Below are 17046 nucleotides of genomic sequence, written 5' to 3'. Positions count from 1 at the left end.
AGCCTGATTGTGAAGACTAATAATCAGTGGGGAGGAAAGAACCCCCACTGATTAAAGTTTCACTTTATCTCTACTATTTTTCTGCAAGTATTTTATTGATCGCTGGAATATCAGCGGGAGCAAAATTAAGATTTAGCAGCTCATTTCGAGGAACCCATCTAATTTCAGTATGTTCTAGCAGGACCGGCTCTCCTTTTGTAATTGACGCTTTAAATGTTTCTAAGCGTACGATAAATTTTTCATATTCATAAATGGTATCCTCAACCTTTTCGCCAACTTGTATAGAGCAATTAAATTCCTCTAATATTTCACGAATTAAGGCTTGATCAGGCGATTCGCCCTCTTCGATTTTACCACCAGGGAATTCCCAATAATTTGCTAGTACCATATTAGGATTTCTTAACGCACAAAAAATTTCGTGCTTATCATTTTCAATAATTGCACCGACTACATGTACATTTTTTTTCATTTATTTCACCCTCAAATTTATGTCTCTATTAGAAAAGCCATCACCCAAAATGGGAATTGTTTTGTATTTCTAAAATATTGAAAATTATAACATGTATTTTTGTGATTTTATATTTATTGGGGGTGATAATTACAATTCGATTCCTTAAAAGAACGTTGATTTTAAAAAAATGAGCTTTAACAATTAAACTGTTTTTTGCATGGCTATGTAATTTATCGTTTTCTACTGTATAATAATGAACAATATATAGGAAAAAGGCGGTACGAGGTACGATGAAAAGAATTGAATCTACGCAAAATGCGTTAGTGAAATATTGGAAGAAGCTTGCTACAACACGTAAAGAGCGTGAAAGATCTGGAGAATTCCTAGTAGAGGGATTCCACTTGGTGGAAGAAGCATTAAAAAATACGGAGCAGGTGATGCAACTAATTGTACGTGAAGGTGTAGAATTACCAATGCTTTGGCCGATTGATAATGTGGCCATCGTTGAGGTAACGGCGGCTGTTGCCAAGGAGTTTGCTGAAACGGAGACATCTCAAGGTGTATTTGCGGTTTGTAAGCAGCCTTTGTTAGACGAAGATGTAATGGCCACGTGGCGCAAGGTGCTACTAATTGATGCCGTGCAAGATCCAGGAAATATTGGGACGATGATTCGTACTGCAGATGCAGCTGGTTTGGATGCAGTCATACTCGGTAAGGGCTGTGCGGATTTATATAATCCTAAAACGCTTCGTTCTGCACAAGGCTCACATTTCCATATCCCGGTCATTCGTGGTGATTTAGAGGAATGGATTGAGCAGCTACAAAATAATGGTGTACCAGTATTTGGGACTGCTTTAGATGAGGATGCAGTTGTCTATAGTGATATTGAACATACTGGTGCATTCGCGATCATGATGGGGAATGAAGGTAGTGGTATTCATCCACAACTACTTTCGATGACAGATCAAAATATTATTATTCCAATTTTGGGGCAAGCAGAGTCTCTAAATGTAGCAGTGGCAACAGGAATCGTTTTATATGGATTTGTTAAGTAGGTAATAGAAGTGTTGCAACTGTACTAATCATCACAGTTGTGGGTGACATTTTTTAATATAGGCACTGATATTAGTTGATTGTAGTGGAGGCTGGGCGACTCCTTGGGGATCAGCGATAGAGGAACGAAGGCTAAAAGCATCACATCCTGTGATAACGCCTTCGTGACCAACATCGTGTTGGCCCGAGACCCTGCAGCGAAGCGAAGCGGTTCATCGGACGCCCCCAGGAAGCTTTGCTCTGTGCGAAAGCGAAGCGGCAGCAACAAATGTTTTCTGTAGCGAAAGCAAAGCGTCAGCAACAAATGTTTTCTGTAGCGAAAGCAAAGCGTCAGCTACAAATGTTTTCTGTGCGAAAGCGAAGCGGCAGCAACAAAGCGCCCAGTCGGAACGGAAATCAACCACACGTGATAAACTAAAATTGCCGATAAAGCCATTATATTGCTGTTAATAGGCACATGGCTCTTGATTTGAATTGGTATAGTATTGTATAATCACTGTTAAAATGTAAACGAAAATGCTTTGACCGGGAAGTAGTAAAGATTGTGAATGGACGACAGGGAGCGCAGGCCGAAGATTGAGAGCCAGTGCCGTACCAATGCAGTTTTGAATTCATCCTGCGAGCAGCTACCGGGACCAGCGAAACGCTGTAAAGGTATGCCGGCTTTAATCTAGTCGTTATGTCAATGAAGTGATTGTTAGGAATTTTCCTTGCAATAACTAGGGTGGTACCGCGAATATGTCCTCGTCCCTTTTTTTAGGGGCGAGTTTTTTTATGCCATCAACAAAATTGGCATGGATTTGAACAAGGAGGGTTTATTACATGGAAGAACAATTAAAACAATTAGAGCAAGAAGCACTTGCTAAAATTGAAGCGGCAGCAAATTTAAAGGAATTAAATGATGTGCGAGTAGCATATCTAGGGAAAAAAGGACCTATCACTGATTTATTAAAAGGTATGGGGAAATTATCAGCTGAGGAACGCCCAAAAATGGGTGCTTTAGTCAATACAGTTCGTGAAAATGTAACTGCTGTATTAGAGGAAAAGGTAACTGTGCTAGAGGAAGCAGCAATTGCTGAAAAATTAGCAAGTGAGTCGATTGATGTCACTTTACCTGGCCGTGAAATTAAAGTTGGCAATCGTCATCCATTAACACGTGTTATTGAAGAAATTGAAGATTTATTTATCGGTATGGGCTATGAAATTGCTGAAGGACCGGAAGTGGAAAAGGATCACTATAACTTCGAGGCACTAAACTTACCGAAGGGACATCCTGCTCGTGATATGCAAGATTCGTTCTATATTTCCGAGGAAATATTATTACGTACGCATACTTCTCCTGTGCAAGCTCGCACGATGGAAGAGAAGAAGGGTGAATCAATTCGCATTATTTGTCCAGGGAAAGTATTCCGTCGTGACAACGATGATGCTACACACTCTCACCAATTCATGCAAATTGAAGGGTTAGTGATTGGTGAAAATATTCGCATGAGTGACCTTAAAGGTACACTTGATACATTAGCGAAAAAAATGTTTGGTGCGGAGCGCGAAATTCGACTTCGCCCAAGCTTCTTCCCGTTCACAGAGCCATCTGTTGAAATGGATATTTCTTGCTTCAAATGTGGTGGTTCTGGCTGTAACGTATGTAAAGGTACAGGCTGGATTGAAATTTTAGGAGCTGGTATGGTGCATCCAAATGTACTTGAAATGGCAGGCTATGATCCGAAGAAAGTATCAGGCTTTGCATTCGGTATTGGTGCTGAACGTATCGCAATGTTGAAATATGGTGTCGACGATATTCGTCATTTCTATACAAGTGACACACGTTTCTTATCACAATTTGAGCGAACAGAAGCGTAAGGGGGATAACAAATGTTAGTATCATTAGATTGGTTAAAAGATTATGTAAGTACACAGGATTTAACACCTGAGGAGTTAGCTGAAAAAATTACGCGCTCTGGAATTGAAGTAGATGCAGTAATTGACCGTGCTAACGCAATGGATAAAGTTGTTGTCGGCTATGTCGTATCAAAGGAGAAACACCCTGAAGCAGATAAATTAAATATTTGCCAAGTGGATGTTGGTGAAGCTGAACCACAACAAATTATTTGTGGTGCTCCAAACGTTGATGCTGGTCAAAAAGTTATTGTCGCTCGTCCTGGTGCACATTTACCAGGCGGCATTAAAATAAAAAAAGCGAAACTTCGCGGACATGAATCAAACGGTATGATTTGTTCATTACAAGAGTTAGGAATCGAAGGGAAACTAGTTCCTAAAGCATATTCTGAAGGTATTTATGTGCTTCCTAAGGGTGCAGAGGTCGGTTCAGATGCCCTTGCTATTTTAGGTTTACGTGACACAGTATTAGAGCTTGGTTTAACACCAAACCGCTCAGATGCACTGTCAATGCTAGGTGTGGCGTATGAAGTTGGCGCAATTTTATCTGAAGAAGTGAAGTATCCAGAAATCGCCTACAGCACATCTTCTGAAAAAGCAGAAGACATGTTAAAGCTTCGAGTAGAAGATTTACAAGCGAACCCAATGTATGTAGCAAAAGTTGTGAAAAACGTAAAAATCGCGGAATCACCGATGTGGCTACAAAATCGCTTAATGGCAGCAGGTGTACGCCCTCATAATAATGTTGTCGATGTAACGAACTACATTTTAATGGAATACGGTCAACCGCTTCATGCCTTTGACTACGATAGTCTTGCAACAAATGAAATCGTAGTGCGTAAAGCAACAGAAGGCGAAAAAATTACTACTTTAGATGACCAAGAGCGTACATTAAAAGCAACAGATTTAGTCATTACAAATGGCAAAGAGCCAGTAGCTATCGCAGGTGTAATGGGTGGTGCAAACTCTGAAGTAAATGATTCTACAACAACGGTTGTGATCGAATCTGCTTATTTCGATGGTTTAACTGTACGTCAAACATCACGTCATCTTGGACTGCGTTCAGATGCTTCTGCTCGCTTTGAAAAGGGTGTTGACCCTAACCGTGTATTACCAGCTGCAGAACGTGCTGCAGCACTACTAGCTGAACTAGCTGGTGGTGAAGTGTTAGAGGGAACATGCATCGTGGATGAACTAGATAAATCACCGGCACGTGTTGTCGTTTCTCCAGATTTTATTAATGAACGTTTAGGTATGAAAATTTCATTAGAAGAAATGTTGACTATTTTAGAGCGTCTTAAATTTGGCGTAGAAGCAGCAAATGGTTTACTAATCGTTGATGCACCAACACGTCGTCAAGATATTAAAATTGAAGAAGATATTGTAGAAGAAATTGCTCGTTTATATGGCTATGATGAAATCCCGATGACTTTACCAGAGGGAGCAAACCAAGTAGGTCGTCTAACACCATATCAAGCAAATCGTCGTGTAGTTCGTAACTATATGGAAGGGGCAGGCCTTTACCAAGCTGTCACTTACTCATTAACTTCAGATGCATTGTCACAACGCTTTGCATTGAAAGCTGAGCCAGTAACACGTTTACTAATGCCGATGAGTGAGGACCGTTCAACACTACGTCAAAGTCTTATCCCACATTTAATTGAAGCTGCTGCATATAATGTTGCACGTAAAGCTGACAATGTGGCATTGTATGAAATCGGTTCAGTATTCCTTGGTCAATCAGAAGAGGGGCTACCATACGAGGAAGAGCATATGGCTGCAGTAGTTACAGGAAAATGGCTTGACCATGCTTGGCAAGGGGAGAAAAAAGCAGTAGATTTCTTCGTCTTAAAAGGCATTGTAGAAGGTGTTATCGGTAAGCTCGGTTTAGAGGACCGTATTTCATTTGTGAAAGCTGAAGTAGATGGATTACATCCAGGACGTACTGCTAGCATTCTTTTAGACGGTGAACAAGTGGGTATTATCGGTGGATTACATCCAGCAGAGCAAAAAGCATGGGGTGTAAAAGACACATATGTAATGGAAATGAATCTAGTAACATTATTAAATGCTAATGCAAAAGAAGCACCTCTTGGTTATACACCAGTGCCTCGCTTCCCAGCAATGTCTCGTGATATTGCACTTATCATGGACCGTACAACAACAGCTGGAGAGGTTATTGCTGCGATTCGCTCAGCAAGCGTGAAATTATTGAAAGACGTTCGTGTATTCGACGTATATGAAGGTGAAAAAATGGAGGCTGGTAAAAAATCAGTTGCATTCTCCCTAACATACTTCGATCCAGAACGTACTTTAACAGATGAAGAGGTTGTTGCAGCACATAACAAAGTGTTAAAAGCTATTGCAACAATTGAAGGTACAGAAGTACGCTAATTTTCAACTTCTTTCAGCATATATGTTTTGTACCGAACGCGTAGCGACAAGTACAGATGTACCTCTAAAGCGCTGAAAGAAGTTAAAGCGTCCGGACGCTATTATGCCGAGGTATTATTGATTATGTTTTTGTGAGCTGTCTTTTAATGAGGCAGCTTTTCGTTTTATTCACATCATTTTTATTGGAAGTGTGAGAGAAATAAAGCGCTAAAGAGAAGACTTTAAGTAAATTTACATGTTTAAGTATTTCGCAATATTTAGAAATAACAAAAAATAAATTTTTGATTTATATTTGTGTATAGTATAATTTGGATAGAAAATTTTACTATTGGGGTGGTAGTTATTATGAAAAATCATCGAAAAAGAAGAGGCTTTTCCATGCGAGCCCGATTAATATGGGCGTTTACCTTGACACTTTTAATCCCCAGTATTGCTATTGGTACGTTTTCATATTTGAAGGCTTCTGATCAATATGACAAGGAATTAAGTAATAGCTCGCGGGAAAATGTTGATTTATTAAATACACTAATTTCAAATGAGATATCACCTATTCAAAGTGATGTGGAGTATTTAGCTGCTTCTTTTAATAAAAATGTGCAAGATGTAGACGCTTTAAAGGAATTAGAAAAATATAACGCTTTACATAGTAATGTCTCTGTTGTCAATTTAGCAATTGAGGGGCACAAATTTATGCGTGAACCATATGCTAAATCCTCAGCCGATTATGATCCATTTACGCGACCATGGTACTTAAAGGCTATTGAATCACCAGGCAAAAACGTTATGGTTGATCCATATAAATCAACGATTACAGGTGAATTAATATTAGCAGTATCAGCTGGTTTACAGGATCGTTCAGGGGCTATTTCTATTGGTCTAAATTTAGACGGAATTTCCGAACTAGTGAAATCAGTGGAGATTGGTAATAACGGCTATGCTACATTAGTAAATGCCAATAATCTTATTATTGCTGATCCACAATTAGAAGTAGGATCGGAGCTCAAAAAGTCATATATAGAAAAGATACAAGGAAAAGAAGAAGGTAGTTTTACCATTGAAGAAGATGGGAAAAAGCATCGAGTGTTTTTTACTACCAATAAACTAACGGGATGGAAAATTATTGGTATTATGGATTTGGCAGACGTAGCAGCTATCACAAAACCAATATTAATAAACACGATGACCGTTATTGTCATTGCTCTAATCGTATTTGGAATCATTGGTGCTTTCATTATAAGAACAATCACTCAGCCATTAAATAAGTTGTCAACAGTAGCTGAGCAGGTAGGAGATGGTGATTTACGTAATTTAATTGACATTAAAAGACATGATGAGATAGGTAAATTGGCGGATATATTCAATAAAATGATTCTATCTTTACGTGGTGTAGTTGGTAACATTGGTGAGGAATCCAATCAGTTAGCAGCATCATCGGAGGAACTTACAGCAAGTACAGCAGAAAATAAACGAGCTACATCGCAAATTGTTGATTCCATTCAAACATTTGCTGAAACGGTTGATTTGCAAGCCGAAACAATTAATGATAGCACTAACGCTGTACTTGAAATGTCTTCATCCATTCAACAAATTGCCGTTAAGTCCGATACCGTTAATGAGATGTCGAATAAAGCAATGGAGGCTGTTGTGATAGGAGACCAAACTATTCAAACAGCAATTGGCCAAATGAAAATGATTCAAAGTACTGTCCAAGCACTTGAAAACACCGTACAAACACTAAGTGAACGTTCAAATGAAATCGGACGTATTGTAGAGGCTATTACGCAAATTGCTGATCAAACGAATCTTTTAGCTCTAAATGCTGCAATTGAAGCTGCTCGTGCAGGTGAGCATGGAAAAGGTTTTGCAGTTGTTGCTGATGAGGTGCGAAAGCTTGCTGAGCAATCCGCACAATCAACAATGCAAATAAAAGATATCATTGATTATATTCAAGCCGATACAAAACTAGCGGTTGAATCAATGGCTGCTGGTTCAGCCGAGGTATTAAAGGGAATTGATGTAACAAATATGGCAGGAAAGTCATTCAAAGAAATTAGTGATAATGTACAAAGTGTAACCTATGAAATAGGACAAATTTCAGAGACAGCAAAAGTTATTTCTGAACATTCCAATCAAGTGGCAATAGGAATTGAAAGTGTGCTTCAGCGAACAAATGAAAATACAGCAAGTGCACAAAATATTTCCGCCGCAACAGAGGAACAGCTTGCTTCTATGGAAGAAATCGCTGCATCGGCAGAAGCCCTTGCTAAAATGTCTGAAAATCTACAACAAACCATTAGACAGTTTAAATATTAGGCTAAACAAAAATCTGATCATAATAAGTTTTTGATATAAAGAATTTCGCTAACTACAATAGAGAACAAGTTGTGTATAACTTGTAATCTGCTGGAGTATAGCGAAATTTTTTTGTCTAATAGACCAATATTATTTCATCTTTTTAGCTTTCTCAGTATTCGCAAAATGCCATTTCGTTATGGAACGTAAAAATTCCTCACCTTGTTTCCGCCAGATGCGTGCTGCTAATGCATCTACTTTCGCTGAAGCTCCCTTCAACAACTCTATCCCAGCAATCTCGCTTAGACGGTCCATTTCTTTTAAAAATGCAGCACGAGCTAATATCGATGCAGTTGCTACGGAAAGATGTAGTTGCTCGGCCTTCGTAGAAAATAGCACATTCTCCCGAACAATATCTCGTTCATTTTTTAAGTAATTGTAATAAACGCCGCGTTCCGCAAACTGATCTATCAAAATATGTTCTGGTTTTTCGGGCGCCATTTTCGCCAGTGCATTTTTAAGTGCTCGATTGTGCATCATAGCTTTCATTTTACCTTGAGAGTAGCCTCGTGATTGAAATTCGTTATATTTTTCATTGCGTAGTACAAGTACACTATGGACACAAGCTGCACGTAAATCAGGGGCTATTTTACGCATGTAATCATCCGTTAGCATTTTTGAGTCCTTGACACCAAGTTCGTTTATAAGCGCAATTTTTGATGATGGGACATATACGGCTGCAACTGTTATTGGACCGAAATAATCACCAGTACCAGTTTCGTCTGAGCCTAGCACCGACATCGTAGCAAAACCTTCTGGAAGAACGTCGCCCTTTACTCCTAACGACGATGATTTTTGTGTATTTTTTACTTCTATGTTTCCCCAGCGAGCAGCTTCTCGCTCAGCTCCTCCCCCCTGGAACATTAATTTACCTGATTTGTACATCGTAATTGCTGTATCTGGGAGCTTTGCGGCAAAGATAACACCTGGAGCTTTACGCTCTATAAAATGGTTTGCATAGTATGACATCACCTCTTTTTGTATATTTGTTGATATGGAAAGTACAATATTTGACATTTGCTCGTTCCTTTCTGTCCTCATTGTTCACAATTTTATACCTTTCATGGTATGATAATAAATAGCTTTTTTGTGTAAGCGGCTCACAATAAAAAAATTCGTGAGCACAAAAATTTTTAAAGGAGGGTGCGACTATGGAAAATCAAGAAAAGAATAAAATTTCTGTGGAAATCTACGGTCATACATATAAAATGGTCGGCTCTGAATCCATGGGACATATGCGACTTGTCGCTTCAATTGTTGATGACCGTATGCGCGAAATGAATGTACATAATCCCTCTCTTGATAGCACAAAGCTCGCCGTTCTTACAGCAGTAAATACCGTTCATGATTATTTACTATTAAAAGAACAAATGGAAAAACTAGAAGAAGAATTGAAAAAATTAAAGGGTTGAAGTGAATGTTAGATTTAATCATATTAGTGGTGCTATTAGCCGGGCTCATCGTTGGTGCAAAACGTGGTTTCATTGTTCAGATGATGCATATCGTTAGCTTTATAGTTGCCCTAATAGTTGCGTATATCTATTATAAACCATTAGCACAAAAATTTGTGTTTTGGGTTCCGTATCCAGGTGTAACGGATTCAGGTAGTCTTGGAGTAGTTATTGATAGCCTGGATTTAGACCGCACTTTTTACCGTGTCATTGCATTTGCAGTTATTTTCTTTGCGGTGAAAATTACAATGCAAATTGTGGCATCGATTTTTGATTTTATAGCGTATTTACCTGTGTTAGGTACAGTGAATCGCTGGCTTGGAGCATTGTTTGGCATGATTGAAAACTATTTAATTATGTTTATTTTGCTGTACATTCTTGCTTTATTGCCAGTTGCTTCTATTCAAAGTTTAATGTCGAAGTCGTTGTTAAGTGGTCTCATTTTGGAACACACCCCAATTATTACAAGTATGTTTCAAAATTGGTGGTATATTTATATGCAATAGCAAACTGTGCACTTCTCTCGGTTTTGAGGGAAGTGTTTTTACGATAGGAGGAATTCCCAATGAACAAAAAAACAATTATTCGCACATTTGAAAAAATTGCATTGTATATGGAATTACAAGGGGAAAATCCATTCAAAGTGTCTGCCTTTCGAAAAGCTGCTGCCGCACTTGAGGGGGACGAGCGCTCGTTAAGTGAGATGGAAGATGTAACAAAGCTTAAGGGTATAGGTAAAGGTACAGCTGCGGTTATTGAGGATTTAATGACAAATGGTGAATCAAGCTTATTAAAAGAGTTAGAAGAAATTGTACCAAAAGGATTGCTCCCGCTATTAAAACTTCCAGGCTTAGGTGGTAAAAAAATTGCTAAGCTTCATCAAGAGTTAGGGGTTGATTCTGCGGAAAGTTTAAAGGTTGTTTGTGAGGAAGGTAAAGTTCGTGAGCTAGCAGGCTTTGCAGCTAAGACCGAAGAAAAAATTTTAAAGGAACTTGCAAATTTAGCAAATCGATCAGAACGTTTACCGATTTGGCAGCTGGAGCCAGTTGTTTTACAAATTGAAGCTCTTCTAGGTAGTATGGAAGAAGTAGAACGTTTTTCTGTTGCAGGAAGCTTCCGTCGTGCAGCTGAAACAAGTAAAGATATTGATTTTATTGTTGTAACTGAAGCAGTAGAAACTGTACGTGAAAAGTTACTGAATGAGCTTTCTGTACAAGAAGTCGTAGCAGCTGGTGATACAAAAATTTCAGTTATTTTAGATCTAGATGAGCCTGTAAGTGTAGATTTCCGATTAGTAAGAGATGTAGAATATGCAACAGCTTTGCATCATTTCACAGGCTCGAAAGATCACAATGTACGCATGCGTCAAATTGCTAAAGCCCGTGGTGAAAAAATTAGTGAATATGGTGTAGAGCAGGCTAATGGCACCGTATTAACGTTTAAGGATGAAGAAGAATTTTTTGCGCATTTTGATTTACCATTTATTCCACCGAGTTTGCGTACAGGAACATCGGAATTTGACAAAACGGATGACATTAAAAGTCTAGTGAAAATAGAAGATATTAAAGCAGATTTGCATATGCATACGACTTGGTCTGATGGTGCATACTCTATAGCTGAAATGGGCGAAGCATTGATTGCGTGTGGCTATCAGTATAGTGTTATTACTGACCATTCACAATTTTTAAAAGTAGCGAATGGTCTAACGCCAGAGCGCTTAACAAAGCAACGTGCTGAAATTGAGGCGTTTAATGAAGCACATCCTGATTTCCATTTATACGCGGGGACAGAAATGGATATTTTGCCGGATGGTTCCCTAGATTTTGAGGATGATGTGCTAAAAGAATTAGATTTCGTCATTGCCTCTATTCACTCTAGCTTTACACAATCGCAGGACAAAATTATGGCACGTTTACTTACGGCGATGCAAAATCCGTACGTTCATATGATTGCACATCCAACTGGTCGCATTATTGAGGATCGTAATGGCTATAATCCTGATATGGGACAATTAATTTCGTGGGCAAAGGAATATGGTAAAATTTTAGAGTTAAATGCGAATCCATATCGTCTTGATTTATGTGTTGAGCATTTAGAAATGGCAATGGCCGCTGGTGTGCCCGTAGCAATCAATACGGATGCCCATGATATTGCTCATTTACGCTTTATGGATATTGGGGTGCGCTATGCAAACAGAGCATGGTTAAAAAAGGATATGATTGTGAATACATGGACGCGAGAACAATTTGAAGCGTTTATTCGACGAAATAAATAGATTGAGGAGGTGTTCTCAGTGATCGCAGAACGCGCATTGAAAACACTAGAATATGATAAAGTACGTCAGCAAGTGGCTACATACTGTACTTCTTCAATCGGTAAATCAGCGGTTGATGAGCTTGTACCACAGACAGACTATGAAAAAGTTGTACAATTATTAGAAGAAATGGATGAAGGACTATCCATTTTACGTGTTAAAGGCAATGTGCCAATGGGTGGGATTTTTGATGTGCGACCAGCTGCAAGGCGTGCACAAATCGGTGGCATGCTTTCAGCGATGGAACTAATGGAAGTTTCAAGTACAATTCGAGCTAGTAGAATTCTTCGCAATTTTATCGAAGATATAGAATCAGAAGAAGTGATTGAGATTCCACATTTCATCGCCAAAAAGGAGTCAATGCCTGTTTTGACAGGCTTACAGCATGAAATTAATAACTGTATTGATGACAACGGCTCAGTGCTAGACTCTGCAAGTCAAACTTTGCGATCCATTCGCCAATCTTTCCGCGCTGAGGAAGCTAAAGTACGCTCTAAGCTGGAAAGCCTTATACGTGGGAGCAATGCTTCAAAAATGCTGTCAGATACACTCGTAACGATTCGTAATGATCGTTTCGTTATCCCTGTTAAGCAAGAGTATCGTCATCATTATGGTGGAATTGTGCATGACCAATCATCTTCTGGCCAAACATTATTTATCGAGCCAGATTCGATTGTACAAGCGAATAATGAGATTCATCGATTAAAAATGAAAGAGCAAGCTGAAATTGAACGTATCTTACTTGCCTTAAGTGCAATGGTAGAGGAAGTAGCTCCAGATTTATTTAATTTAGTAAAAGTACTAGGTGAGATTGACGTTATTTTAGCTAAAGGCAAATATGGTCAAGCGAACAAATGTACAATGCCTAAAATGAATAACGACGGCTATATTCGACTTGTTCGTGCACGTCATCCGCTTTTACCAATTGAAACAGCGGTTCCTAACGATATTGAATTTGGGAAAGATATTACGGCAATTGTGATTACAGGGCCAAACACGGGCGGTAAAACCGTCACTTTAAAAACAGTTGGACTTTGTACATTAATGGCACAGGCTGGGTTACCAGTGCCTGCACTTGATGGTTCAGAGCTTGCTGTTTTCAAGCAGCTTTTTGCAGATATTGGAGATGAACAGTCGATTGAACAATCACTGTCAACATTCTCCTCTCATATGGTCAACATAGTAGATATCTTACAAAAGTTTGATTTCGAATCACTCGTTCTATTTGATGAATTAGGTGCCGGGACAGATCCTCAGGAAGGGGCAGCTCTGGCCATCTCCATTTTAGATGAAGTACATGGTCGTGGCGCCCGCGTTATGGCAACAACGCACTATCCTGAGCTAAAAGCATATGGCTATAATCGTCCAGGGGTTGCCAATGCAAGTGTAGAATTTGATATTGAGACATTGAGTCCAACATATCGTCTACTTATTGGTGTACCAGGCCGCTCCAATGCATTTGAAATTTCAAGTCGTCTGGGCTTACCAGAATCGATTATTGACCGTGCGAAAAGCTTTACAGGTACAGATCGCCATGAGGTAGAGTCAATGATTGCTTCACTAGAAGAGACTCGTCGCCAATCCGAAGATGATGCAGAACGATCTCATGAGTTACTAATGGAGTCTGAAAAACTTCGTAAAGAGCTACAAGGAAAACTACAAGCTTACGAGGAACGCAAAGAAGCACTCGATAATAAAGCAAAAGAAAAGGCTCGTAAAATTGTTGATGAAGCAAAAAGAGAAGCAGAATCAATTATTGCTGAGCTTCGAGAAATGCGCAAAAATGCAGACCAAGTTGTCAAGGAGCATGAACTCATCGAAGCACGTAAACGATTGGAAGAAGCTACACCGTTTGAAAACAATAAAGTGTTGAAAAAAGCGGCACAAGTAAAGGCTCGTGCACAAAACTTAGTTGTCGGAGACGAGGTAAAGGTGTTAAGCTATGGACAACGGGGTACATTGCTTGAAAAAGTATCGGATACCGAATGGGTTGTCCAAATGGGTATTCTGAAAATGAAAATCTCGGATAGTGATCTAGAGTACATTAAACCCGAAAAAGAACCTGTTCAACGTATGGCTGGTGTAAAAAATCGCAATAGTCATGTAAAATTAGAATTAGATTTACGCGGCGAACGGTATGAAGATGCCATCATACGTACGGAAAAATATATTGATGATGCCTTGCTTGCTAACTATGGGCGTGTATCAATTATTCATGGTGTCGGCACAGGTGCATTACGTCAGGGAATTCAAAGTTATTTGAAAAAGCATAAGCGGGTAAAATCCTTCCGTTTTGGTGAAGCGGGTGAGGGAGGATTAGGTGTCACGGTTGTGGAATTGAAATAAGCAGTAAAGGGGACGGAGAAAAATGCTGAATTCTAGCTTTTGGCGATATCCAATTATCGAAACGGCAGGATATTTTAGTGTTGTTGTATTATGTTTAGTCGTCTCGATGGCATTGTTCGAAGTCGTTACGAAATATAAAAACTGGGAAGAAATTAAAAATGGTAATATCGCTGTGGCACTCGCAACAGGCGGGAAAATACTGGGGATCTGTAATATTTTTCGCTTTTCCATTGCGCGCCATAGCACTTTAAGTGAAATGATTGGCTGGGGCCTTTTTGGTTTTACATTACTAATTGTGGCGTATTTCTTATTCGAATTTATGACACCACGTTTTAATGTTGATCAAGAAATCGCTAACGATAATCGCTCAGTCGGTTTCATTTCCTTTACCATTTCACTCGGTCTATCGTTTGTTATTGGGGCAAGTATTGCATAGGAGTGTAATGACATGGAAAAATTAGCAAAAGTACTAATCGTTGTCTGCATCGCATTTTTGGCAGTCGGTGTCTATTATATGATGACCCTTTAAGCAAAAAACGCATCCTTTTTTGAGGATGCGTTTTTATATATATTGATAGGTAAAGGGAAGGAATGCTAAGGGAGCTAGCGACGGAAAGGAAAGACAAAGTGAAATAAAAAAACTAAAATACCCTCGAAAAAAATCGAAAGTTACATCATCCTCGTTTCAAACCATCATAAAAAACTACTAACATCTATTAATATTCCTTTAACTACCTAAAAAGCTATCATAAAAAATTATTTTTGAAATATAGAAATATTAACGCAGTCTTGTGCATAAAAAAAGATTGAATGAATGAGTATTCATACGCTCTATCGTTCCAAAACCTTAAGGAATACAGTTATATAAATGTTGTGAAATGCATAATAATTAATCGAAAATACATTTATTTTCTATTTTGTGTTTGAAAGAGTATTTCGTTTTCATTATAATTAAAATAAGAGTTTACAAATTTGGGGCAAAGGGGAGAGGACGTATGACAACAAAACCATGGCTAAAAAATTATCCTGAAGAAGTACCATCGTCTTTAACGTTTGAGGAAATTCCTGTGCAAGAGTTTTTGACACGTGCCTATAAAAAGAATCCATCTAAAGTTGCGATTCATTTTATGGGAAAGGATTTGACGTACACTGAGCTATATGAGTCAGCGCTAAGGTTCGCAAACTATTTACAAGCCCTTGGAGTAGAGAAGGGGGATCGAGTAGCTATTATGCTGCCAAACTCACCGCAAAGTGTAATCGCTTACTACGGGGCAATGTATGCTGGGGCGATAGTCGTACAAACAAACCCACTTTATACTGAGCGTGAACTTCAATATCAAATGGCTGATTCAGGTGCGAAAGTTATTTTATTGATGGATATTTTGTATCCACGTGTTATGAAAATCATAAAAGAAACTGCACTTGAAAATGTAATTGTCACGGCTATTAAAGATTATTTACCATTTCCTAAAAATTTGGTTTATCCCTATATCCAAAAAAAGCAGTACGGTTTTAGTGTAAAGGTTGAACATAGTGGTCAAAATCATTTATTTACAGAAATTATGCGCTCAGCGCCCATCAAAATGATTGATATTCCAGTTGATTTTGAAGAGGACGTAGCATTGCTTCAATATACAGGTGGAACGACTGGCTTCCCTAAAGGCGTAATGTTGACCCATAAAAACTTAATTGCAAATACAACAATGTGTGATGCGTGGATGTATAAATGTGTACATGGTGAGGAAACCATTATGGGCGTTCTGCCATTCTTCCATGTTTATGGTATGACGGCTGTTATTTTATTATCCGTATTTACGCAAAATAAGATGGTGTTATTACCAAAGTTTGATGCAGAGACAGCGTTGAAAACGATTGATAAGCAAAAACCAACACTATTCCCAGGTGCACCGACTTTATATATTGGTTTATTAAATCACCCGGATATTGCAAAGTACGACTTATCGTCCATCAAAGCATGCTTAAGTGGATCCGCTTCATTGCCGGTAGAGGTGCAGGAGAAATTTGAAGCGGTAACAGGGGGGAAACTTGTTGAGGGATTTGGATTAACAGAAACTTCTCCTGTTACACATGCTACACCTATTTGGGGTAAGCGTGTCATGGGCTCGATTGGTTTACCTTGGCCAAATACGGATTCAATAATTTTACGTACAGGGGATATAGAGGCGCTTCCAGTTGGTGAGGTTGGTGAAATAGCTGTAAAGGGTCCTCAGGTTATGAAAGGCTATTGGAATCGCCCTGAGGATACTGCAGCGGCGTTCGTAGATGGCTGGTTTTTAACAGGCGATCTTGGCTATATGGACGAAGAAGGTTATTTCTATGTAGTTGATCGTAAAAAAGATATAATTATTGCAGGTGGTTTTAATATTTATCCTCGTGAGGTAGAGGAAGTACTATATGAGCGTGAGGAAATCCAAGAATGCATAGTTGCGGGCATTCCTGACCCGTATCGTGGAGAAACCGTAAAAGCTTATATTGTTTTAAAAGAAGGATATTCGATTACGGAAGACGAATTAAATAAATATTGCCGTCAAAACTTAGCTGCTTTCAAAGTTCCCCGCTATTATGAGTTTAGAGATGAGCTACCGAAAACAGCAGTTGGGAAAATTTTGCGTCGTTCATTAGTAGACGAAGAAAAAACAAAATCGGTGAATAAAGAAGCAAAATAAATACGTGGTAAAGTATTGACAAGCAAAGATGTAAATTATAATATGAAAATATGAATGAATGACCATTCATATTTTCATATTTTTTTAGGTGATCACGTCATA

Annotated in this window: 12 protein-coding genes; 10 read left to right on the top strand and 2 right to left on the bottom strand. The window is 38.8% G+C overall.

Annotated elements, in window-relative coordinates; genetic code table 11:
- Positions 1-73: 73 nt before the first annotated feature.
- Positions 74-469 carry a (deoxy)nucleoside triphosphate pyrophosphohydrolase gene (locus tag ACIQZA_RS08395; RefSeq protein ID WP_142508845.1) on the bottom strand — a complete coding sequence of 132 codons (396 nt, stop codon included), beginning with the start codon at positions 467-469 and terminating at the stop codon, positions 74-76.
- 272 nt (positions 470-741) lie between these two features.
- Here ACIQZA_RS08395 and ACIQZA_RS08390 point away from each other — a divergent pair, with 272 nt between their 5' ends.
- From ACIQZA_RS08390 to ACIQZA_RS08375, 4 genes are all read left to right on the top strand, one after another.
- Positions 742-1506: a TrmH family RNA methyltransferase gene (locus ACIQZA_RS08390; protein ID WP_142508846.1), complete on the top strand. Its 765-nt coding sequence runs from the start codon at positions 742-744 to the stop codon at positions 1504-1506.
- A gap of 820 nt (positions 1507-2326) precedes the next feature.
- Positions 2327-3364 (top strand): phenylalanine--tRNA ligase subunit alpha, encoded by a 1038-nt coding sequence (gene pheS, locus ACIQZA_RS08385; RefSeq protein WP_402883090.1) that lies wholly within the window; start codon positions 2327-2329, stop codon positions 3362-3364.
- Between the two features lie 12 nt (positions 3365-3376).
- Positions 3377-5794, top strand: a complete 2418-nt coding sequence (pheT, locus tag ACIQZA_RS08380) for a phenylalanine--tRNA ligase subunit beta (protein WP_402883087.1) — start codon at positions 3377-3379, stop codon at positions 5792-5794.
- 345 nt (positions 5795-6139) lie between these two features.
- Entirely contained in the window at positions 6140-8107 is a 1968-nt protein-coding gene (locus ACIQZA_RS08375; protein WP_402883085.1) for a methyl-accepting chemotaxis protein, read from the top strand.
- Between the two features lie 129 nt (positions 8108-8236).
- Here ACIQZA_RS08375 and rnhC read toward each other — a convergent pair whose 3' ends face one another.
- The gene (gene rnhC / locus ACIQZA_RS08370; protein WP_400932535.1) at positions 8237-9163 is read right to left on the bottom strand and encodes a ribonuclease HIII; all 927 of its coding nucleotides are present in this window, start codon (positions 9161-9163) and stop codon (positions 8237-8239) included.
- Between the two features lie 134 nt (positions 9164-9297).
- On the opposite strand from rnhC, the gene zapA reads away from it, so the two are divergent.
- From zapA to ACIQZA_RS08340, 6 genes are all read left to right on the top strand, one after another.
- Positions 9298-9558, top strand: coding sequence for a cell division protein ZapA (zapA, locus tag ACIQZA_RS08365; protein WP_132357145.1), 261 nt, complete (start codon positions 9298-9300; stop codon positions 9556-9558).
- Positions 9559-9563: 5 nt separating this feature from the next.
- Positions 9564-10103, top strand: coding sequence for a CvpA family protein (locus tag ACIQZA_RS08360; protein WP_323653177.1), 540 nt, complete (start codon positions 9564-9566; stop codon positions 10101-10103).
- A gap of 59 nt (positions 10104-10162) precedes the next feature.
- Positions 10163-11872, top strand: coding sequence for a DNA polymerase/3'-5' exonuclease PolX (gene polX, locus ACIQZA_RS08355; protein ID WP_402883082.1), 1710 nt, complete (start codon positions 10163-10165; stop codon positions 11870-11872).
- An 18-nt stretch (positions 11873-11890) separates the two neighbouring features.
- Positions 11891-14257, top strand: a complete 2367-nt coding sequence (locus ACIQZA_RS08350; protein ID WP_402883079.1) for an endonuclease MutS2 — start codon at positions 11891-11893, stop codon at positions 14255-14257.
- 22 nt (positions 14258-14279) lie between these two features.
- Entirely contained in the window at positions 14280-14693 is a 414-nt protein-coding gene (locus tag ACIQZA_RS08345) for a DUF350 domain-containing protein (protein WP_132357141.1), read from the top strand.
- A 559-nt stretch (positions 14694-15252) separates the two neighbouring features.
- Entirely contained in the window at positions 15253-16944 is a 1692-nt protein-coding gene (locus ACIQZA_RS08340; protein WP_402883076.1) for an AMP-binding protein, read from the top strand.
- Positions 16945-17046: the final 102 nt, after the last annotated feature.

The sequence above is a fragment of the Lysinibacillus sp. NPDC096382 genome (genome assembly GCF_044762845.1).
Classification (GTDB): Bacteria; Bacillota; Bacilli; order Bacillales_A; family Planococcaceae; genus Lysinibacillus.
This window is presented reverse-complemented; position numbering and strand designations above follow the sequence as displayed.